This window comes from Tolypothrix sp. PCC 7601 (assembly GCF_025677855.1).
Taxonomy (GTDB): domain Bacteria; phylum Cyanobacteriota; class Cyanobacteriia; order Cyanobacteriales; family Nostocaceae; genus Aulosira; species Aulosira diplosiphon.
This window is the reverse complement of sequence record NZ_CP064879.1, coordinates 5278271-5299524: the sequence shown is the minus strand read 5'-3', so window position 1 is coordinate 5299524 and position 21254 is coordinate 5278271. Positions and strand designations below refer to the sequence as shown.

Below are 21254 nucleotides of genomic sequence, written 5' to 3'. Positions count from 1 at the left end.
GTTCCCGACGCTCGTTCGCGTAGCGTCTCCCCTTCTCCCAAAGGGAGAGGCTGCGCCAAGGGAGATGACTCGCTACTGCTTCGCTATCGGTTGAGTGAACTGACGTTCAAAAGTCCGAGCTATCCTTTGACCCTGGACTCTTGAGAGTTGACAACCTGAGTGAGAAATATACAAGTTTATTCGCCTAATAGCTTATTCAATTAGTTAAATATTATACAGCTTGATTAAGTGACTATGAAGCACGCTTATACTGATACAAACTATTTGAATGTAAAAATGCGGACTCAAGCAAAACTAACTGCTACGGCTAAATTTTTCACTCATACTCAATCTAGTTGTATTGTATTCATGAGTTCTTGTTATGAACCTTGGGGCGGCAGCGAAGAGCTTTGGTCAGCAACAGCAAAGTATTTACAGCGACAAGGAAATCAGACATACGTTTTTAAGATCAATGTTGACAAGACTCATTCCCGAGTTGCTGAATTAGAACAAGCTGGAATTGTAATTATTGACACCCTTGTTTTACAACGCAATTCTCGTCGGATTGTGAATCGAATTCTTGGGCGTTTAGGTCGCGTGCAGATTGTGAAGCAAGTTCGTCAACGTTTAGGTCATTTGCATCTGTTCCTCAATCCCTGCTTACCAGGACAGTGGCGCTCTACTAATACCTCTCGACTCTCCCCATTAGCAAGGCAATTGGGGCAATTGCAACCTACTTTGGTAGTCATTTCTCAGGGAGAGAATTTTGATGGCTTGGCATTTGCTGAACTTTGCCAGCAGATGAAACTACCTTACGTGATTCTCTCTGAAAAAGCAGGGGAAGATCGCTGGCCTGGTGATCACTTACGTCCCCTAATGCGAAAGGCTTTTCAGGAAGCGAAGAAATGCTTTTTTGTGTCTCAGCACAACCTATGTTTGACCCAAATGCAAGTAAGTCAAAAGTTATCTCATGCTGAGGTAATCAGAAATCCATATCTAACACCCGTAGCAAGTGCTTTGCCTTGGAAGCATCCAGAGGATGGTTGCTTTAAACTCGCATGTGTTGCTCGTCTGTGGTTGTTTGATAAAGGGCAAGACATCTTATTACAGGTGTTGGCGCAAAAAAAGTGGAGACAGCGCAACCTACATATTACATTCTTTGGGGAGGGAGCTAATCGAGAAGGGTTGATAGAGATGGCAGATTTCCTAGGGGTGAAAAACGTGAGCTTCCCTGGCTTTGTGGAAAATATTGTGGAAGTTTGGCGGAATTTTCATGGCTTAATTCTACCCTCCCGCGCTGAAGGATTACCCATAGCATTGGTCGAAGCTATGATGTGTGGCAGATTAGGGATTGTAACTAATGTTGGGGGTGTCTCAGAAGTAGTTACCAATAATATTACAGGGTTTGTGGCTCAAGAACCCTCCTGCCAAGCAATTGATGAAGTGCTAGAGCGGGCATGGCAACGTCGATATGAATGGGAGCAAATTGGTCACAAAGCTGCTCAATCGATTCGAGAAATTATTCCACCTGATCCAGATGGCGTATTTGCACATAAACTCTTGCAACTTTGTCAGACATCTGAAAATGTCAGCGAAATCGATGCCGTCAGCCTCTCAAAATTTTCCTCTATGTCATTATGACTGCACCTGATCCCTTAAATCGTCAGAGATCGTTATCAACAGATGACCATGTTCCCCTAACTCCCCTGAAAATTCTTAGCAGTGGCAGCCAGTTACAATACCGTCAGCGATTTCTCAGAGAAGCACTTTGTGATCTGCTTTCTTCCACCGAAATCGCAAAGCGAATATTTCTTCAGGGCATTGCTCAACGCTATCGCTATTCTTCGCTTGGTCTCTTCTGGGCATTTATGCCCTCAGTGATGATTGCAGTCTTGCTAACTGTTGGGCAGCGGGCACAAATTCCTGGTTTAACTAGGGGTGCAATTCCACCTCAAGTTTATGGCATCTTTGGTTTGATCATGATGCAAACTTTTCTGGAAGCGATGCAGAGCCAGCGAATGTTCCTAAGCCGCTATAGCCATTTGCTGATTAGGCAAAAAATTCCAGTTGAAGGGCTAATTTTATCAGGTTTAGCTGAGGCTAACTTTGCTTTTATCGTCCGCTTGCCAGTGATCATCGCTATGTTTCTGTTTTTCAATATCTCACCTGCGGCTACAGTTCTACTGTCATTCTTGGGCTTTTTCACCATCATTGCTTTAGGTGCTGGATTAGGGCTATTTCTTGCTCCCTGGAATGTACTCAGTCGAGATCTGGAAAGTCTGATGTATTTCTTTCCTTGGTTGCTCTTCGGTGTCACCCCTGTTTTTGTAGCAGTGCAACCAAAAAGTTGGGCTTATCACCTCTATTGGTTGAATCCGCTTACCCATGTGTTAGAAGCAACCCGTTGGTTGGCTTATGGGGTGGGAGAAATTAGTGCGTTTGCCCTACTGTTATTCCCACTAGGAATACTGTGGTTAGTCAGTGGTTGGTTGTTTTGTCGGCTTTGTTTGCCCTATATTATTGAGCGATCGCTTATTTAGCTGATGGCACACATTCTTTTAGAAGCAGAGCATTTATCTAAACGCTTCTGTCGCCGTCCAGAGCTAGCATTGCGTTACACTGCCCAGGATATTTTGCGGGAGTTTCGCCGTTCTCCCTGGGGAGATGATCGTTTGCGTCCTGGTGAATTTTGGGCAACACGGGATGTAAATCTACAGTTGTATGCTGGCGAGGTTCTGGGGTTAGTTGGGCACAATGGTGCAGGTAAGAGTACATTACTGAATTTGCTCACCGGGATTCTGCGCCCAACATTGGGACAAGTCCGTTGGTACACCGATCAAATTGTCCTGATGGATGGTGATTCAGGACTGAATCCAATTCAGACAGGACGAGAGAATATCTACAACAAATTATCCCTACATGGAGTCAGCAATAGCCTAATTGACAAAGGTCTTGATGAGATTATCCATTACTCTGGTATCGGTAACTTTATTGATGCGCCAGTAGGTACTTATAGTACAGGTATGAGGTTACGACTGGCATTTTCGATTTACACACAATTACAACCAGATGTTTTTATTATCGATGAAGCCTTAGGAGGGGGAGATATTCGCTTTCGCCAAAAGTTTGAAAATTATTTGCGAGACTACATCACAAAAGGCGGGGCAATTTTACTGATTTCTCACGACTTGTTCATCATGCAGTCACTTTGTCACCGTTGCGTTCTCTTGAATGAAGGACAGGTAGTAAGTACAGGCCCAACAATGGAAATTCTTCACGCTTATTACGAACTAATGCAAGTGCGAGAAGAAGACTACCAGCAAGCGATAAATCTGCCTTTACCAACTCAGTCAGAAGTAGAAATACAGGAAATGCCTGTGTTAGGAAAGCAATTTGGTGCGGTTGAGATTCAGCAGTTTGAAATCTATGGATTAGATGGAGGGGAAATTCGACCAGGATGCAAAGTTCGGTTTCGCCTAGTCTGTCATTCTCAGATTACATATCCTCGGATTGTTTTGGGCTTCTCCCTAGGACAGGCTGATTTGTCTCCTTTAGCAGTGGTGTTGGGAGGCTACGGCGATCGCTCTTACAGTTTGCAAGTCGGGGAAAATGAATTTTGTGGCACTATCGATAATTTACCTCTGATGCCTGGTCGCTATCAACTGATTGCTTCGGTGCTTGAGTGCGAGACACAAGCCTTATTAGGACTTAAAGGTTATGAAGATGCTCCATTTATCTTTGAGGTCAAGAGCTATATTGACCCAGCCCTGCAACTTGCTCAAGGTCAAAAAGCGATCTTCTATCTCCCTATCAACTGGGAATAATACACAATTCAATCACCCAAAAAAAGAATTGTAATTATGACTAATCAAGCAGTGAATCGATTTCAGCAAGTGCTTAAAATTGTCCGAGCTAATGACTGGTGGGCATACAAAATAGCACCTGTTCTGGGAACCGCCTACGGTACTGCTGCAATTTTAGACACACCTTTGATAACGCTCTGGCATTCTCTGATATTTGTCCTGATTGCTCTGGTTATAGGTGCAAGCTACACTAGCGTAATTAATAATGTGTGTGATCGAGAAGAAGATCGGATCAGTAGTAAATCCAACTATATGATTGGGCGATCAAACCTTTTTATCGCACTAGTTCTCATAGCTTCTATTGTGCCGGGAATCATAGTATCAATACTACTTATCTCAAATCATCTGGCTCTCGGCATTTATTTAACTAACTGGTTAATCTTTACTGTTTATTCCTTACCCCCCATGCGCCTAAAACAGCACGGATTTTTAGGAACTCTGGCGGATGCAATGGGTGCAAATGTCTTACCGCAAATGTTTGCTGTATTTGTGGTGGTTTATGATGCTAATAAGACTTTACCAGCTATCTGGTTACTTTTTATTGTTATTTGGTCGTTGACTTCTGGATTGAGAGGCATTTTCTGGCATCAAATCCTTGATTTCGATAATGATGTTCGTGCTGATGTATACACATTTGCACTACAAACTTCTCCTCAAACGTTAGAAAATTTGGGAAAATGGATCATTTTCCCAGCAGAAATTGTGGCACTTGTTGGAATATTTGTGCTTTATAATAATATTTTAGTTTGGGCTTTTTTAGGATTATATTTAGTCACAGAATGGCTTCGCTACTATTTCTGGCAAATAGCTCCTGTTGTTGTTGCTCCTCAAGACAACCACCGAATTCTATTATTTGAATACTATGACGTGTTTTATCCCTTAGGGTTTCTATGTATAGCTATTGGCAATCATTCAGTAAATTTAATTATTATAGGTGTTCATCTGCTACTCTATTTTCAGCGTATATGGTGGTGGTTCAGAGACATTTGGGGTTTGTTAAGATGGGAAATTCCTAACAAAATCAAACAGTATTTTCTAGAGAAAAAAGTTGATTTTAATTAGTATGAACTAATATTATTTATTTTCGCGTGTCACAAAAATTCTGTAGGATAAAAGTAACATGAAGACTGAACAAGTGCTAGAAACTTATGATGAAGCTTATGCAAAAGCATATGACGAGACATTTTTAATAGATATTCATTCACAAATCAAAACAGCTTGTGAACTTAAAATATTAATGAATATCTTAAGTGAAAAAGGTAAAGCAGTACAATGGTTAGATGTTGCTTGTGGTACAGGTTATGTTCTCAGCCAGTTTCCAGAAGTAGAGCGAACAGGTTTTGATCTTTCACCAGCAATGCTCAAAATTGCCAGAAGTAAAAATCCAGATATTAAACTGATTGAAGGCGACTTTAGAAATAAATCACTGATTGACAAAGGGCAATGGGATGTTATTTCTTCAATGTGGTGGGCATATAGCTTTGTAGAATCGATATCAGAAATCGAGCAGCTAATTGAAAATATCTCAGATTGGCTTACTGATGATGGTGTTTGTTTTATGCCAATCTGCGAGCCTGCAAAAAATCTTTACAACGGGGAAATCAAAATTCCTTATGTTGCAGTTGAAAATGCTCCTGTATATGGTGGAAAAATTTTAGTTACGGCAGTCCTTTGGTCATGGATTGAAGCTAGTGGCAAACGTCACGATAATATGCTAGTTCCTCAAATAGAATACATGGTTGATATCTTTGCAACCTATTTTGAATTTGTAGAGGTTCTTGAATATGCAGATGGTTATTATAGGGCAATTTTGGCAAGAAAGAAAAAATATAAATTTGATTGATGTATAAAAAATTCTCACTTCTGGATTGTCTTAGTACGTAGTGGAGCTAGCCTCAATCCTAATATTCGGTAATCGACATTTATGCATTTAGATAACTATACTCTTGGTCGTTATACTTCCGAACTAGCATACTGGAAACAACTTTTGTGGCAAACATTATTGTGCCCCTGTGGTTTATTTACCTGAGGCTGTAAATCCTGGCTTCGTTGCTATGGAGTTTGGGGATGGAATTCCTTAGCTCATAGCTAAGATGTACTTTCGTAAACTAATCTGCATATTTCAGCCCACTTGAGTGGACTTATGCTATTAGCTCGGAACTTCCGTTAAGGGCGGGATAATTATGATAGTGCGATCGCTAAAACATACAATTAATTTTGCAATTTAACTATTCTTATATAAACTTAATTATTGTATTAACAATTTAATTAACCAAACTCAACAACTGTTATCTTTTCTGTCACAAGTCGCTATTTGTTTGTAAAGGATAATTGATAACTGTTGTCAAAATTATGTCTAGAGAGGGAAACTAAGAATACAACACAGCAATTATTCTTATGCATACTCTTTCTAACTCTCACTTTAAGCAGTCCTTTTGGCGGCCTGCTGTCTTATTGACTCTGGGCTTTTGGCTAAGTGCTAGCTTACTTTTAGATTGGGTAATTATGCCTAGCCTTTATATTTCTGGCATGATGACCCAGGCAAGTTTTTCTACAGTTGGCTATGCGATTTTTTGGAATTTTAATCGCGTGGAATTATTGTCAGCGGCTGTAGTATTAACTGGTGTACTAACTTTGAGCAAAACCCAAGCTAACTGGCGGCGTAATGGTATTGTTTTGTCTGTCATCCTGTTAGCTGTAGCTTTGCTAGATACCTATTTTTTGACTCCACAGATGAGTGCGATCGCAATTCATCTTAATGCGTTTGATGCTGAGACTACTATTCCCACATCCATGAATTTTCTTCACGGCAGTTATTGGGTATTGGAATTAGTGAAGTTAATCGCAGGCGGTGCGCTATTAAACTGTTGCTGGAAACAAGAGCCTTAAATAGGCAGGGTTTAGGGATCTGATATCACAGGTGTAAGTTATTCACTGTTCAATAGGTTAAGTTATCTCCCTAAAAACCACTTGATTTATTTTGTACAGTGCAAAGATTTTTGAATATTAATGAAGTGATTTTTTTTCTTTTGGTAGACGGGCACAATTCCGCTCTACCATTTTTTTGACATATTGACATATTGACATATAAGTTTATCGTTGCAAGTAAGCTTATACTTCTATTTCCTCTTTGAAGATGGAAAATATCGGATTCTATCCATCCATAAGTCAGTTATGGATGGATAAAATTTAAGTATTTTTGAGATTTTGGTATTAAAAATGTGGCTCTTGAGAAATTGGTATGCTAAAACTACATTATGAAAAGCTAGAACCGCTGACTCTATAAAAAAGTATCAGTTATTGACTCAAATTTTAGATCTTTGTAAGATTTAAAAGCTTTTTTATAATTTGATATTATATTTGGATTCTGAATTAAGAGTTTGACCTAACACATACTGAAAACCACAAGTTTTTCGGCTTGAGAGACATAGGTAGTCAGAATGTAGTTTTGTATTGGCAAGCTTTTGATTTTGAAAATAACTCACGGCAACATTATTAGTCAAATAACTATTTTTGACGCGATAGATATACCAAGTAATTAATATTCCTAGAGCGATCGCAGCAATGTTATGGCTGCAATTACGGAAAAATATCGGTAAATTTATAGTTTTACCGCTTAATTTTTTGTAAGTAATTTTGTTTAAATTCTTATGGAATGAGCATAGAGCAATGAAAATAGTTTTAGTCACAGGATCAGCCGGGTTAATTGGCTCCGAGTCAGTCAGATTTTTTTGCGATCGCGGCTTTACAGTTGTTGGAATTGACAACAACATGCGGCAAGTTTTTTTTGGCAAAGATGCATCAACAGAATGGAATCGCGATTGCCTTTTACAAGATTATGGCGACCGATATATTCACCATAATATTGACATTCGCAATCATGAGGCAATCTCTCAAATATTTCACACCTATGGTCAAGATATAAGTTTGATTATTCATACTGCGGCTCAACCTTCCCATGATTGGGCAGCTAATGATCCTTACACCGATTTTACAGTCAATGCCAATGGTACTTTGGTGTTACTAGAAAATACTCGTCAACACTGTCCAGAAGCCGTCTTTATCTTTTGCTCTACCAATAAAGTGTATGGAGATAGTCCTAATTTATTACCACTAGTTGAGAAAGACCTGCGCTGGGAAATTGAACAGACCCATCCCTACTACCAGGGTATTAATGAAAAAATGAGTATTGATAACTGCAAACATTCGCTGTTTGGAGCTTCTAAGGTAGCAGCAGATGTTTTAGTGCAAGAATACGGCCGTTATTTCAATATGAAAACAGCTTGTTTTCGTGGGGGATGTTTGACTGGCCCCAGCCACTCTGGGACTAAACTGCATGGCTTTTTATCCTATTTGATGAAATGTACAATCACTGGACAGCCCTACCAAGTGTATGGCTATAAAGGTAAGCAGGTTCGTGATAATATCCACAGTTACGATTTAGTCAATGCTTTCTACCATTTTTATCAGGCTCCACGTGTAGCTGAAGTTTATAACATCGGAGGTAGTCGCTTCAGTAATTGCTCGATGTTAGAAGCAATTGGCCATTGTGAAGCCATAACTGATAAAAAGCTGACTTGGAACTATGTGGAATCGAATCGGATTGGAGATCATATCTGGTGGATTAGTGATGTCCAAAAATTCAAAAGCCAATATCCGAATTGGGAACTAACTTATACAATAACTGACATTCTTCAAGAGATTTTCAATGAAAATATTGCTCGCTGGCCATCAATAAAAAATTTGATTTTTAGATAATTAAAGTCATTTTTATTTATTGTAAGTCTATCTGGATATACCCTTGCTATGGTATTTTCTTGGAGGAAAAATTTTTGTCAAATCATCGCGCCCGTGAATCATTAATGTTTATTTTTATAGCAAGATAGAGAATTATTCAATATGTTGAAAAAGTTATTCCAAGCAAAAATCTCCAAGTTTATTATGGGTGGCGGCATAGCAGCAACCATCAATTTATTCTTGATATTTGCTTTAATAGAGTGGCTAGGATTTAACACATCTACTTTACGCAATGTTGCTAATGCCGTGTCAATTGAACTGTCGCTGTTAGCAAGTTTTTTAATCTACAGGATATGGGTTTGGCCGGGAGGTGCTTGGACTTTTAGAGAAGTACTATGGCGACAAATACCCCTTTATCATGTATCGGCTGGTGCTGCTGTAATTGTAAGAATATTCATTTTATTTCCTTTATTAGATTGGTTGAAGGTAGATTATAAAATTAACACTTTAGTAGGTGTATTGTTGAGTGCAGCACTCAATTATATAATTAGCGATCGCTTGGTCTTTAAAACATCTGTTAAATCTTCTCAGCGAGCAACAAAATTTTCTTCAGAAATTTATTATCCAGAAGGATTGGCTCCTGCATTGGAAAATCGCTCTCCTTTACCAAGACCCCTACAATCAGAAAATTCGAGAAAAATTAAGGTTTTCTCGATTGTAATTCCTGCTCATAATGAAGAAGGTTGTATCGTCACAACTATTCAATCTATCAGCCAAATTTTGGAAGCAGAAAAAATTGTTTACGAAATTCTGGTTGTCAATGATAACAGCCGCGATCGCACTGAAGAATTACTGCAACAACTCAATGCTGAAAACAGCAAAGTGCGTTATATCAATAATTATTATCCTAACGGTTTCGGGTTTGCTGTGCGTTGCGGCTTAGAAAACTTTCAAGGGGATGCGGTAGCTATTGTCATGGCAGACAGTTCCGATTCTCCAGAAAATATCATTGATTATTATTACAACCTGCAAGAAGGATATGATTGTGTATTTGGCTCTAGATTTATTAGGGGTGGCAAAGTAATTGACTACCCCACTCATAAATTAATTGTTAATCGTTTAGCTAATTTATTTATTCAAATTTTATTTGGCTTATCATTTAATGACACAACAAATGCTTTTAAAATTTACCGCCGTGAAGTAGTTGAAGGGGTTTCTCCTCTCTTATCTCATCACTTTAATTTAACAGTTGAGATACCTCTTAAGGCAATTATTAGAGGATATTCTTATAAAGTTATTCCTATTAAATGGAGTAATCGTAAAGCCGGAATCTCAAAACTCAAAATTAAGGAAATGGGAAGTAGATATTTATTTATTGTACTCAGTATTTTGCTAGAGAAGTATCTTTCCCGTGGAGATTACATTCGCCAGCAGACTGAAACATTAATCCCCCAAAAAAATAATCCCTAATTTATGTATAAACCACTGGATATTTTTCAGAAAAAACTTGAACAACAACCATTATTAATATTTTTAGCTTTCACGGTAATTGTTTCTCTATCAGTAAGTGTTTTTTTCTTCTCGCCACGATTCATTCTTTGGGATTTAAATCAAATAGGCACTTTTGAAACCGATCGTGCTAATTCTTTTCTTCATCAAATTGAAAATCCTTGGGCTGCGGATGTTGAAAGCGCACTAAGATGGCGATTGTTAATTCCAGTTTTTTGTCATTTTTTCAATATTAGGGGTTGGTTTGCTCTATCTTTGTCTTGGCTAGGAGTTATCGTTTTATTAGCGCAAACAGCTTGGATAATTTTACGCACTACCAACAATCGGTGGTTCAGCTTTACTGGTTGTATTTTGGTTTCAACCACTTCTGCGGTAGTAGTGTCTACTGGGTGGTTGGGTATGAATGATGCGTGGTATTTAAGCGGACTGATGACAGTTGCGTTTGCTCAAAATCCTCTTTTGCTCATTGTTGCTATCTTATCTGGTTCGTGGCTGGATGAAAAATTTTTGCTCGCTTTACCCTTGGCTTTGGTTACTCGCTGGCATCAAACATTTCAGGAAAAAAGTCAGCAATCTCTCCTTAAATTGATGTTATTTACTGGGATTGCTTTAGTCCCATACATCAGTATTCGGATGTTTACTACCTTGATTCAAGGTGATGCGGTTTCTAGTACATTCTTAAAAACTACCTTTGGTGGTTTTTTTACCTGGCTGCCTTGGTTCCCAATGGGCTGGTGGATGGCATTTCGTTTGGGATGGATTTTGCTCATCATTGCATTTATTTTATTGTTCCGAACAGGTGGTATCCGTTACTTTTTAGCTGTTTTCTGCTTATTTTGGACTTCAGCTATATTAATCACGATCTTAGCCGCGGATATGAGCCGTTCTGCTGCTATGGTTTTGCCTTTAATGGTTTGGGGTTGGATAGCAGTTCCAAAAGATATAATTTGGGGGCAAACACAGATGAGAAACTTGATTGTTCTTGGCAATCTGCTTATTCCTGCTCTACATATTACTTACACTAAAGCTTCTCTAATCAGCCCTTTACCTTTAGAGATTTTTAGATTAATCAGACCATAAAATAAAAATTTTAATTTGACAGTCAAGTAAATGACTAGAAATATTTTGATAACTGGTGGTGCAGGATTTGTAGGCAGTGCATTGGGTATAGGACTTGCTCAACGCTATCCTGACTGGAAAATAACTGCGTTAGACAACTTAAAAAGACGTGGTTCAGAATTAAATTTACCTCGACTTAAACAAGCCAGAATTGAATTTATTCATGGTGATGTGAGAAGTTCAGAGGATTTAGATCCTTTAAGTCTTAAGCCAGATTTGATTTTAGAATGTTCGGCTGAACCCTCAGTATTAGCTGGATATACATCTCCTGGGTATGTACTGCAAACGAACTTAGTCGGAACAATTAATTGCTTGGAATTAGCTCGTCAAACGCAAGCAGATTTTATTTTTCTGTCTACTAGTCGGATATATCCGATTGATTACCTCAATTCCTTGAAATTTACAGAAGAAAAAACCCGCTTTCAACTACTAGAACAACAGCCTTTGCCAGGTGTATCTAGCCACGGTATTTCTGAGGATTTTCCTTTAGATAAAGCACGCTCTCTTTATGGAACGACAAAGCTAGCTTCAGAATTACTGATTGCGGAATATGGTGAGGCTTATGGGCTAAGAACTTTAATTAATAGGTGTGGAGTTTTAACTGGGCCTTGGCAAATGGGTAAAGTCGATCAAGGAGTTTTTGCCTTGTGGATGGCATTTCACTACTTTCAAAAACCTTTAAAATACATCGGTTATGGAGGAACAGGTAAACAAGTCAGAGACTTTTTACATGTGTCAGATTTACTAGACTTGATTGACTTACAGATTCACAATTTAGAGAAATTAAAAGGACAAACTTTTAATGTGGGTGGTGGAGTCAATAATACACTTTCACTATATGAAACAACTCAGATTTGCCAAGAAATTACTGGCAATAAAGTTCCAATTACCTCCATTCCAGAAACCCGAATAGGTGATGTTCCTATCTTTATTACAGACTCACATAAAGTGATGAATGCTACTGGTTGGCAACCTAAAAAAGATGCCAAAATGACTCTCACGGAAATTTATGAGTGGATTGCTAAATTTGAGCAACAAGTCAGTGATATTTTTAATTAAACCTTGCGAAAGAAAAAATATTTTGAATTCCTCTACACTCATGCTTTCAATTGCATTGATGTATGTTCAAATTTAAAATGCCTCTTTTCCTTCACTAAGAATTATGCAAGGTGGTATTAGTTCTTAGTCATATGTCATTACTATAAACAAAGGACAAATGACTAAGGACAAGTGACAAATAATGATCAAAATCCTTCATCTTTCCGATATCCACATGGGGAGTGGTTTCTCCCACGGACGCATTAATCCAGCGACAGGATTAAATACGCGGCTGGAGGATTTTGTCAATACATTATCTATTTGTATTGACCGAGCATTAACAGATAATGTTGATCTAGTGATTTTTGGCGGTGATGCTTTTCCTGATGCTACGCCACCCCCGTATGTGCAAGAAGCTTTTGCTAGTCAATTCCGCCGTTTGGTGGATGGTAATATTCCGACAGTGCTGTTAGTGGGAAACCATGACCAGCATTCCCAAGGGCTTGGCGGGGCAAGTTTGTGTATTTACCGCACGTTGGGAGTGCGGGGGTTTGTGGTGGGAGATACGGTGACAACTCATCGCATCCAAACCCGCAGTGGTAAAGTCCAAGTTATTACCCTCCCTTGGCTGACGCGTTCGACGTTGATGACTCGCCAAGAGACTGAAAGTTTATCACTTGCAGAAGTTAATCAGCTGTTAACTGAACGTCTGCAACTGGTTTTAGAATCGGAAATTCGCCGTCTCGATCCACAAGTGCCTACTGTGCTTTTAGCACATTTAATGGCTGATAATGCTTCTTTGGGAGCCGAAAGGTTTTTGGCTGTAGGTAAAGGCTTTACTTTACCGCTATCTTTATTGACGCGTCCATGTTTCGATTATGTGGCTTTGGGACATGTCCACCGTCACCAAAATTTAAATAAATCTAATGACCCGCCAGTAATCTATCCAGGAAGCATTGAGCGGGTAGATTTTAGTGAAGAAAAAGAAGATAAAGGTTATGTGCTCATAGAATTAGAGAAAGGTCAGGCAAATTGGGAATTTTGTCCCTTATCTGTGAGGACTTTCCGCACAATTGAAGTGGATATCTCGAAAGCAGACGATCCACAAGCAGCTATCTTAAAAGCGATCGCAAAACATGATATCCAAGATGCTGTCATCCGCTTAATCTATAAACTGCGTTCCGAACAGCTAGATTTAATTGATAACTCCTCGCTCCATGATGCGTTAAGTTCGGCTCATACCTACACAATTCATCCAGAATTACTCAGTCAGTTAGCTAGACCCCGCATCCCCGAACTGACTGCCAGTAGTAGCATCGATCCAATGGAAGCATTAAAAACTTACTTGAGTAATCGCGAAGACCTCAAAGATATAGCAGCCTCAATGGTAGAAGCTGCACAGAAGTTACTCGCGGATGATGTAGAAGTATGGTTGGAAGGGGCTGGGAGGGATTAGGGACAAATCAATTCAAAATTCAAAATTCAAAATTCAAAATTCAATAACTACTGGGGACTGGGGATTGGAGATGAGGGAGATGAGGGAGATGAGGCAGCAGGGGAGAATAGCCATTACTCATTACTCATTACCAATGCCCAATGCCCCATGCCCCATGCCCCATGCCCATGATCATCCTTTAGATACTGACTCATTGGTTGCGAAAGTTAGTTAAATTTAAGAAGCGCCAAGACTTGAGCAATAGAGTTAATGACTACAATCGAGTACCAAAATTTAACTAATCTAGAGGATTTACACAAGGTTTCTCAGCCAGAGTTGGGACTAGTTTGCATTACTGTTGGTCAGCAAGTGCGCTTTCGGACAATCACGCGCACTCGCTATTTAAAGCTAGATTTAGAACAGAAAGCTAGCGTTTTGCGAGAATTGTATTTGCATAACTTGCAACGCTTAAATGATGCGCTATCTTTTTGTCAGCAGCACCAGATTCGGCTATATCGGATATCCTCGGCTTTGTTTCCCCTCAGTGATATGGAAGATGAGATTGGGGCAAATATCCTAGAGGAAATGAGTGCTGATTTAGCGAAAATTGGTGAGAAATCCCAGTCTTTAGGGATCAGAATGGTGTTGCATCCCGATCAATTTGTGGTGCTGAGTTCTGATTCTCCTGAAGTATTACAAACCAGCATCAAAATTTTAGAACGACACGCCCGCACTTTTGACTTGTTGGGTCTACCGCGATCGCCTTGGTCTTTAATGAATATTCATGGCGGTAAATCTCAACGGACTGCACAACTAGTAAAGGTAATTGCGGATTTACCGGAAGCGATTAAAAGCCGCTTGACTTTTGAAAATGACGAATACGCCTATAGTGGTAGTGAAATTTTAGCAGTCTGTCAGCAAGCTGGTGTGCCGATGGTGTTTGATGCCCATCACCATATTTGCCATGAAAATTTAGATAGCTACGACGATGCGAGTGTAGCTGAGATGTTTTACGCTGCTAGGGAAACTTGGAAACATCCCGATTGGCAATTAGTGCATATTTCTAATGGTGACACGGCTTTCCGCGATCGCAAACACAGTGATATGATTACCGCCATGCCGAGCGTTTATTATCAAGCACCGTGGATTGAAGTGGAAGCCAAACGCAAAGAAGAAGCGATCGCACATTTGCGCTCGTGGTGGTTAATAGAGAATAATCTCAAATAAGTAGTTTGTTGGGCATTTTCTGGAAGTAGGGAACCTCAGAATTAGTTGCGGTGAAGGGGAAAGGGAAAAGGGCAAAGGATGAATTAATACCTTTCACCTTTTACCCTTACCCTTTCCCCAACTGTCTAGAAACACCTCTGCTAGTAAATGCCCTAACTTTGGCGCGAGATAATAAATTAAAATATGGCGATCGCAATCGATTTTGGTACTAGTAACACAGTCATTGCTCGTTGGAACCCTGTTACCCAACAGCCAGAAACCCTCAATCTCCCTGGTTTATCAATTCAACAAAGTCTGAATCCGCCACTGATTCCCAGTTTGGTTTATGTTGAAGACGCAACACAAGGTAAAGTTTTAGTAGGGCAACAAGTGCGCGATCGCGGTTTCGATCTCAAGGGCGAGGCGCGATTTTTCCGCAGCTTCAAGCGGGGAATTGGTGCGGATATTCAAGGTTTCTTACCCGAACTTGATGGGCAAATTGTCACCTTTGAGCAAGTAGGTAAATGGTTTCTGACTCAGGTGATTGCACAGTTAGCACCGCAAGAAGGTGGTTTAGATTCTCTGGTGTTAACTGTACCTGTGGATAGTTTTGAAACTTATCGCCACTGGTTAGGACAAGTTTGTCAAGCGCTGCCTGTGGAACAAGTGCGGATGTTGGATGAACCGACAGCCGCCGCTTTGGGTTATGGCTTGGCTAATGAAGAGATTCTCTTGGTGATTGACTTTGGCGGCGGAACTTTAGATTTATCCCTGGTGCGCTTGGATCAAAGCGTGCAAGCAAATACTAAACCTGTGGGTTTTCTGCTGAAGTGGGGGAATAAATCCTTAGCGGAAAACTCCAAGCAGAAAGTTAAAACTGCGCGCGTGTTGGCGAAAGCTGGGCAAAATTTAGGCGGTACTGATATTGATACTTGGATAGTCGATCACTTTGCCAAAATTCAAGGATTGGCGGTAAGTCCCCTGACAACGCGCCTCGCAGAACGAGTCAAAATTCAACTCTCCACGCAGAACCAAGCCAGCGAAGTTTATTTTGACGATGAATCATTTGAAAGCTACGAACTTGAACTCAACCGCGAAACTTTAGAGAATATCCTCAAAGAACACGCATTTTTTGAGCGTCTGGATGATTCCATGACGAGTTTGCTACAGCAAGCAAGACGACAGGGGATAGAACTTGCAGATATTAATGCTGTGTTGTTAGTTGGTGGTACAGTACAACTACCAGCAGTGCAGACATGGGTAAAACAGTATTTTGACTCAGACAAAATCCGTTGCGAACGTCCCTTTGAAGCGATCGCCCAAGGTGCACTGCAAATTACTCAAGGGATAGAAATCAAAGACTTTCTCTACCATAGTTACGGTGTCCGCTATTGGGATCGGCGTAATCAGCGCCACAGTTGGCATCCGATTATTAAGGCTGGGCAAGCTTACCCGATGAATCAGCCAGTAGAATTAGTTTTAGGCGCATCCTTAGAAAATCAGCCCAGCATTGAGTTAATTATGGGTGAATTAGGCGCAGAGTCAGGCGGAACCGAAGTGTATTTCGATGGCGATCGCTTAATTACCCGTCGTTTAGATAGTGGCGCAACCACCGTCAAACCCCTCAACGATAAAGAAGGGGCTAGAACCATAGCCCAACTAACACCACCAGGATTTCCCGGAAGCGATCGCATCAAAATTCAATTTCAAGTTGACGATCAGCGCTTTTTACGGATCACAGTTGAGGATTTATTAACTAATGACACGGTATTAGAAAATCAACTCGTGGCACAGTTAAGTTAGATATTAGAATTTCTGTTTGGTTTTGGAAAGATATTGAGTGCGTTGTCGCGCAGCACAACGCACCCTCAATTTCAAGCATTACAGTTACATTATCTGGCATAATACACCATACCTCTACTAAACTTTGCACTTCAGTAGGATAGAAAATGCTAACGGGAAACGTAGTATTATTTGAGATTGCTGGAATAGTGTTTTGATTGAGACTCTCAATCCAAAATCCAAAATCTAAAATTGGTATGAGGTAATTGCTCATGTCCCGTTCTGCCCCCTATCAGCCTTTGTTATTAAAGATACTTCATGGTGTCAGTGGAATTTTAGCGATCGCCGCCATGATTACAGGCTTTTTAGTTTACAATAGCTTCGATGGCAGATTTGGGAAAATACTGATCCCTCGGATTGAGGGAATTATCGATATTCACGGCACATTTGCAGTTTTTTTCTTTGTTCTTTTCCCGGTGTTTGCCTTCTATAGTTTTCATGCTGGTAACAAAAGGCTATTGCAAAAAGATTCATTGCCAAATTTAGCTCAGGTTGGTAAACCAATTTGGTGGGTAAGTTTGCAAAGAATTGCTAATACGCTGATGCTAATTGCGGCGCTTTTAGCTGTGTTGTCTGGCAGAATGATGCAAGAAGGATGGTTGCCCACAGGAGAGTTAAATCATAGTTGGTACTACTTACATCTGATTGCTTGGGTAATTATAGTTTGTTGTTTAGCAATTCACGTTTTAATGTCTGCTAAAGTTGGTGGTGTGCCGTTGTTACTTTCCATATTTTCGGCTCAGATCCGCCCAGAAGATAATCCGAAAAAATGGTCTAAACGTTTGCAGAATTGGTTAAGTAATTTATCAGAACATCTGGGAGGAATTAAGCATTTAATAAAAAATAATTTACCTCTAGCAATCATAGAGATAATTGTCATATTGGGCATTTTAGCAGCGCTAATATTGCCTCTAATTTTATCTGCTGGAGAGTCAACATAATTTAGAATTAATCATGAGCAAGCACACATGAAAAAATGGAAGATAATTGGCTAAATCTGCAAAGAGAAGCTGAGAAAAGAGCAAAATATTTAAGTATCAATTTGCTTTCAGGGCGGAAATATCAAGTTCTACCTAACAATCCTATTGATATTAAAGTCGGGGTGCGAAATAGTAATCCAAAACCTGTTGAGGTAATACTACGTTTTGTTGGATTAGATGCATCTTGGCTCAAAGGAAGTAGAGAAAGAAAGTTGGTGGTACCTGCTAGCGCGCAAGCAGAAATAATTTTTCAATGTCAACCTCCACCTGTAAAAGACGCACCCAGTGAAGAATATCCCTTTACTATAGAAGCGATTACTCCGGAGGGCTACTCTCTTAGCGCTCAAGGTTATATAGAAGTTTTGCCCGTAGGTTTTGTCAAATTTGCTGTAACTCCACAAAAATTGCAAATTCCTCACACGGGAAAATGGTTACCTAATTGGAAATCTCATACTGGCAGTTTTGAACTAATCTTTAATAATCTCAGCAATTTACAGCAATCAGTATATATTCAAGTTCAAGGACAAAACACTCGCAGATTTAGCTTTCAACTATTGCCAGAAACTTTAGCTCTAACAATCCAGCAAATCACCACAGCGTTATTAGAAATTAAAGCGAAACGCCCTTGGATAGGATGGTCAAAAAGATTAAAATTTACAGTTAGAAGCCGCTTATTAAATCAGCGCTTGCAGGATATAGAACCTACTAGCCAGGATTTAGAGTTGCTGATTTTACCTATCATTCCTATATGGTTACAACTAGTTTCGCTGGCTGTAATATTAGGATTGTTATCTGCACTTTTATCATTAATATTAAATACAGAAACACCTGCACATACAGAAATGGTGAATGCAGTGCGTTTAAACAATAATGCTGACTTAGTTGTTAGTGGTGCTGAGGATGGCACAATTAAATTTTGGCGGGTTGATGGTGAGAGTTTACATCAACTCAATCAGCCAGAATCAGAAGATAATAGCGAACCTGTATTAGCGTTAGAATTCGCTTCTCCAGAAAATCAGTTAGTTGCGGCTGGATTAGATAACGGAGTAACTCAACTGTGGAATATCAAACAGCGTCAAAAAATCAATGAATTGTCAATTCAGGAAATAGTTGACAATAAAGATAGAGTTTTTACTTTAGCATTTACGAAGGATAATCATTATTTAATAGCTGGGCATGGCAGTGGTAATATAGTTATCTGGGTAAACAACTCTGCAAAAGACACATGGCAACTACAACCAGAAAGAGTTATTAGCTTAGGTGGCGATTATGAAGCTTGGTCAATGGCCTTAAGTGAGGATGAAAATACTCTGGCTATTACTGGGAATAAAAAGTTATTGACTTTACTGGATTTCAAGAAAATTAATCGTCAGCCGCAAAGTCGGACATCTTTAACTAAAGAATATTTAACTCAATTAGATATTATTAAAGCGGAATTTTCTATCCAAGCTACAAACAGCGTATTAAGAAATAATGACCGAATTTTGAACCTCAATTTTTTACCAGGTTCTTCGCAACTGTTAGCAACGGCTGATTCTGATGGCTTTGTAACTATATTAGATTATCAATGTCAAAGCCAAACTGCTGCAAATAAATCAGAACAGTCAATTAATCAAAACTGTATAATAGACCAATGGGCAGCAACAGCAAAAAGACCGATACGTGGTTTATTATTTCGTGAAGGTGGTACTCTTGCAGGGCCATTAGGCACTCGCCAACTGGTAATTAGCGATGACGAACGAGTCACAGTTTGGCAACTCACACCATCAGGAAAGCGAGAGAACACCACGCTTCCAGGTAAAGAAATTTTCACTAGTCACAACGCGATTAACAGCATTGATATTAATAGTCAGGGAACAAAAATTGTCAGTGGCGGAGAAGAATGTCACCAACAAGGCTATGACATGAAACATTGTTGGGGTTGGGTAACTTTGCGCCGCTTGCAAGGAAAATAGGAAATAAGGGCAATCTTTGTCAATCATGGGGGAAGTAAAAATGGCCAGCATACCCACTGAAATTAATATTGATGCCTATTTTCAGCGGATTGGCTATGAAGGCGATCGCACTCCCACATTTAAGACTTTACAGGCAATTCACTTACATCATACAAAAGCGATCGCCTTTGAAAACCTCAATTCGTTTCTCAAACAGCCTGTACTTCTGGATATAGCATCCCTACAGCAAAAGCTAATCCACGAAAATCGCGGTGGCTATTGTTTCGAGCAAAATTTATTACTGCGCTCAGTTTTAATATCTCTCGGCTTTCAGGTAAAGAATTTAGCAGCAAGAGTGATTTGGAACCTTCCAGAAGGGACTATCACACCTCGCAGTCATATGTTGCTTTTAGTAACTATTGATACTGAGCAATATATTGTAGATGTGGGATTTGGAGGGTTAACGCTCACTGTACCGCTGTCTTTTACACCAGATATTGAGCAGAGTACAACACATGAACCGTTTCGATTACTCATGGTTGACCAAACTTATACCATGCAAGCATACATCAATCAGGAGTGGACATCACTGTACCGTTTCGATTTGCAAGAGCAACACCTACCCGATTATCAGGTAAGTAATTGGTATGTTTCCACACACCCCAATTCCATCTTTGTTACAGGACTAATTGCAGCTAGGCCTGATGTAGATTGTCGTTATGCACTGCGAAACCACCAACTAACAATACATTATTTAGATGGTCGCAAAAAACAGCGTCTACTGACTACTGTAAAAGACTTGCGTACTGTTCTGGAAGATATATTTCTTTTACAGTTACCTGCGATCGCAGGTATTGACGATGCTTTACAACGACTAACAGAGCAACCCAATTGATGCCTGTTATTCACCTCGTAAATTAACAAAACGCTGATGCTGTCTTCATGTTGAATTTGTAGCAGAGGTACTAGTCCTTAGTTGAAACGTTGCTTTTAATTAAACGATGAAGCAGACGGCAAGGCCAAATGCAGGCCCCACAAAGACTGATTGAGGCAATGGCAGCAAAGATACGCCATTTCTCCTGAAGGGGATTAGTAGACTCTGATAGTTGCTGTTCCCTATCTTTGGTTAGTTCCGCCAAAGAATCAGATAGCTCGCCAGCAGTACTTACCCCTTCAATTACCGCTCCCATTAGATAAGCTACAAGGGCAATACTTAGCCAGTGATTTATCATATTGTCTGGGTGAACTTTTGTATTATTGATTGTCTTGTCCTAAAGATATCCTGCCTTCAGCAGTGTCTCGAATTAAAGGCAGTTTAGATTTTATGTAATTATCCAGGCTATTATCTGCCTGTTCATCAATTTCCTGTTTAGCTTTTAATTGTTGAAGCAGCAATTGTACTAGAGCCACATCATCAAACTGCAGTAAGGTGTTGACATTAGTAGACTCAATTACAGCCCAAAGTTGTCGCATCATTTTGGCAGTGATCATGAGTCTCTAACCTCTTAAGCTTTTCTTTATATTTACACAGTTTTCTTGTTTGTGCCTAATTTTTGTGGAAGAATTAATCAATCAACAAAATTACAACTAAATAAAGCAATTCAGTAGCTGG

Annotated in this window: 19 protein-coding genes; 17 read left to right on the top strand and 2 right to left on the bottom strand. The window is 39.7% G+C overall.

Translation table 11 applies throughout. From position 1 onward, the window contains the following. Nucleotides 1-276 precede the first annotated feature (276 nt). The 6 genes from HG267_RS21755 to HG267_RS21730 all read left to right on the top strand — a co-directional run bounded on the left by HG267_RS21755 (nt 277) and on the right by HG267_RS21730 (nt 6731). Nucleotides 277-1620, top strand: coding sequence for a glycosyltransferase (locus HG267_RS21755; RefSeq protein ID WP_045868838.1), 1344 nt, complete (start codon nt 277-279; stop codon nt 1618-1620). Then, entirely contained in the window at nt 1617-2519 is a 903-nt protein-coding gene (locus tag HG267_RS21750) for an ABC transporter permease (protein ID WP_096621917.1), read from the top strand. The genes HG267_RS21755 and HG267_RS21750 overlap by 4 nt, the downstream gene beginning before the upstream one ends. A gap of 3 nt (nt 2520-2522) precedes the next feature. Beyond that, nucleotides 2523-3803, top strand: coding sequence for an ABC transporter ATP-binding protein (locus HG267_RS21745; RefSeq protein WP_052335048.1), 1281 nt, complete (start codon nt 2523-2525; stop codon nt 3801-3803). Between the two features lie 36 nt (nt 3804-3839). Beyond that, the gene (locus HG267_RS21740) at nt 3840-4904 is read left to right on the top strand and encodes a UbiA family prenyltransferase (RefSeq protein ID WP_045867955.1); all 1065 of its coding nucleotides are present in this window, start codon (nt 3840-3842) and stop codon (nt 4902-4904) included. A gap of 58 nt (nt 4905-4962) precedes the next feature. Further along, nucleotides 4963-5685 (top strand): class I SAM-dependent DNA methyltransferase, encoded by a 723-nt coding sequence (locus HG267_RS21735; protein ID WP_052335047.1) that lies wholly within the window; start codon nt 4963-4965, stop codon nt 5683-5685. Between the two features lie 554 nt (nt 5686-6239). Next, nucleotides 6240-6731 carry a DUF4149 domain-containing protein gene (locus tag HG267_RS21730; RefSeq protein ID WP_045867954.1) on the top strand — a complete coding sequence of 164 codons (492 nt, stop codon included), beginning with the start codon at nt 6240-6242 and terminating at the stop codon, nt 6729-6731. A gap of 452 nt (nt 6732-7183) precedes the next feature. Here HG267_RS21730 and HG267_RS21725 read toward each other — a convergent pair whose 3' ends face one another. Further along, entirely contained in the window at nt 7184-7615 is a 432-nt protein-coding gene (locus HG267_RS21725) for a hypothetical protein (protein WP_263420085.1), read from the bottom strand. Between HG267_RS21725 and HG267_RS21720 the strand changes: the two genes are divergently transcribed. The 11 genes from HG267_RS21720 (at nt 7512) to HG267_RS21670 (ending at nt 20537) form a co-directional block, all read left to right on the top strand. Next, nucleotides 7512-8600 (top strand): NAD-dependent epimerase/dehydratase family protein, encoded by a 1089-nt coding sequence (locus HG267_RS21720; RefSeq protein WP_045867953.1) that lies wholly within the window; start codon nt 7512-7514, stop codon nt 8598-8600. The two genes, HG267_RS21725 and HG267_RS21720, sit on opposite strands and share 104 nt — an antisense overlap. Before the next feature lie 141 nt (nt 8601-8741). Then, entirely contained in the window at nt 8742-10049 is a 1308-nt protein-coding gene (locus HG267_RS21715; protein WP_045867952.1) for a glycosyltransferase, read from the top strand. A gap of 3 nt (nt 10050-10052) precedes the next feature. After that, a complete protein-coding gene (locus HG267_RS21710) occupies nt 10053-11168 on the top strand; it encodes a hypothetical protein (protein ID WP_045867951.1) in 1116 nt (371 codons plus the stop codon). 30 nt (nt 11169-11198) lie between these two features. Further along, a complete protein-coding gene (locus HG267_RS21705; protein ID WP_045867950.1) occupies nt 11199-12266 on the top strand; it encodes an NAD-dependent epimerase/dehydratase family protein in 1068 nt (355 codons plus the stop codon). 181 nt (nt 12267-12447) lie between these two features. Beyond that, a complete protein-coding gene (gene sbcD / locus HG267_RS21700) occupies nt 12448-13701 on the top strand; it encodes an exonuclease subunit SbcD (protein WP_045867949.1) in 1254 nt (417 codons plus the stop codon). 88 nt (nt 13702-13789) lie between these two features. Continuing rightward, on the top strand, nt 13790-13915 hold the full coding sequence (locus tag HG267_RS21695; protein ID WP_255525088.1) for a hypothetical protein: 126 nt from the start codon (nt 13790-13792) through the stop codon (nt 13913-13915). Nucleotides 13916-13950: 35 nt separating this feature from the next. Beyond that, nucleotides 13951-14907, top strand: coding sequence for a UV DNA damage repair endonuclease UvsE (gene uvsE, locus HG267_RS21690; RefSeq protein WP_045867948.1), 957 nt, complete (start codon nt 13951-13953; stop codon nt 14905-14907). A gap of 183 nt (nt 14908-15090) precedes the next feature. Further along, complete coding sequence (locus tag HG267_RS21685) at nt 15091-16689, top strand: Hsp70 family protein (protein WP_045867947.1); 1599 nt, start codon at nt 15091-15093, stop codon at nt 16687-16689. Between the two features lie 251 nt (nt 16690-16940). After that, nucleotides 16941-17669 carry a cytochrome b/b6 domain-containing protein gene (locus HG267_RS21680; RefSeq protein ID WP_045867946.1) on the top strand — a complete coding sequence of 243 codons (729 nt, stop codon included), beginning with the start codon at nt 16941-16943 and terminating at the stop codon, nt 17667-17669. Nucleotides 17670-17704: 35 nt separating this feature from the next. Further along, nucleotides 17705-19663, top strand: a complete 1959-nt coding sequence (locus HG267_RS21675) for a WD40 repeat domain-containing protein (protein ID WP_045867945.1) — start codon at nt 17705-17707, stop codon at nt 19661-19663. 40 nt (nt 19664-19703) lie between these two features. Further along, entirely contained in the window at nt 19704-20537 is an 834-nt protein-coding gene (locus HG267_RS21670) for an arylamine N-acetyltransferase family protein (RefSeq protein ID WP_081583923.1), read from the top strand. Between the two features lie 359 nt (nt 20538-20896). On the opposite strand, the gene HG267_RS21660 is transcribed toward HG267_RS21670, so the two are convergent. Further along, complete coding sequence (locus HG267_RS21660; RefSeq protein ID WP_045867943.1) at nt 20897-21133, bottom strand: hypothetical protein; 237 nt, start codon at nt 21131-21133, stop codon at nt 20897-20899. Between the last annotated feature and the right edge of the window lie 121 nt (nt 21134-21254).

Bases quoted from the DNA above. Each gene is read 5' to 3' on its own strand.
- HG267_RS21660 (WP_045867943.1), bottom strand. From the start codon at position 21,133: ATGATCACTGCCAAAATGATGCGACAACTTTGGGCTGTAATTGAGTCT.
- HG267_RS21675 (WP_045867945.1), top strand. From the start codon at position 17,705: ATGGAAGATAATTGGCTAAATCTGCAAAGAGAAGCTGAGAAAAGAGCA.
- HG267_RS21730 (WP_045867954.1), top strand. From the start codon at position 6,240: ATGCATACTCTTTCTAACTCTCACTTTAAGCAGTCCTTTTGGCGGCCT.
- HG267_RS21680 (WP_045867946.1), top strand. From the start codon at position 16,941: ATGTCCCGTTCTGCCCCCTATCAGCCTTTGTTATTAAAGATACTTCAT.
- HG267_RS21720 (WP_045867953.1), top strand. From the start codon at position 7,512: ATGAAAATAGTTTTAGTCACAGGATCAGCCGGGTTAATTGGCTCCGAG.
- HG267_RS21710 (WP_045867951.1), top strand. From the start codon at position 10,053: ATGTATAAACCACTGGATATTTTTCAGAAAAAACTTGAACAACAACCA.
- uvsE (WP_045867948.1), top strand. From the start codon at position 13,951: ATGACTACAATCGAGTACCAAAATTTAACTAATCTAGAGGATTTACAC.
- HG267_RS21725 (WP_263420085.1), bottom strand. From the start codon at position 7,615: ATGTTGTTGTCAATTCCAACAACTGTAAAGCCGCGATCGCAAAAAAAT.
- HG267_RS21695 (WP_255525088.1), top strand. From the start codon at position 13,790: ATGAGGCAGCAGGGGAGAATAGCCATTACTCATTACTCATTACCAATG.
- HG267_RS21715 (WP_045867952.1), top strand. From the start codon at position 8,742: ATGTTGAAAAAGTTATTCCAAGCAAAAATCTCCAAGTTTATTATGGGT.
- HG267_RS21705 (WP_045867950.1), top strand. From the start codon at position 11,199: ATGACTAGAAATATTTTGATAACTGGTGGTGCAGGATTTGTAGGCAGT.
- HG267_RS21740 (WP_045867955.1), top strand. From the start codon at position 3,840: ATGACTAATCAAGCAGTGAATCGATTTCAGCAAGTGCTTAAAATTGTC.
- HG267_RS21670 (WP_081583923.1), top strand. From the start codon at position 19,704: ATGGCCAGCATACCCACTGAAATTAATATTGATGCCTATTTTCAGCGG.
- HG267_RS21750 (WP_096621917.1), top strand. From the start codon at position 1,617: ATGACTGCACCTGATCCCTTAAATCGTCAGAGATCGTTATCAACAGAT.
- HG267_RS21745 (WP_052335048.1), top strand. From the start codon at position 2,523: ATGGCACACATTCTTTTAGAAGCAGAGCATTTATCTAAACGCTTCTGT.
- HG267_RS21735 (WP_052335047.1), top strand. From the start codon at position 4,963: ATGAAGACTGAACAAGTGCTAGAAACTTATGATGAAGCTTATGCAAAA.
- HG267_RS21755 (WP_045868838.1), top strand. From the start codon at position 277: ATGCGGACTCAAGCAAAACTAACTGCTACGGCTAAATTTTTCACTCAT.
- HG267_RS21685 (WP_045867947.1), top strand. From the start codon at position 15,091: ATGGCGATCGCAATCGATTTTGGTACTAGTAACACAGTCATTGCTCGT.
- sbcD (WP_045867949.1), top strand. From the start codon at position 12,448: ATGATCAAAATCCTTCATCTTTCCGATATCCACATGGGGAGTGGTTTC.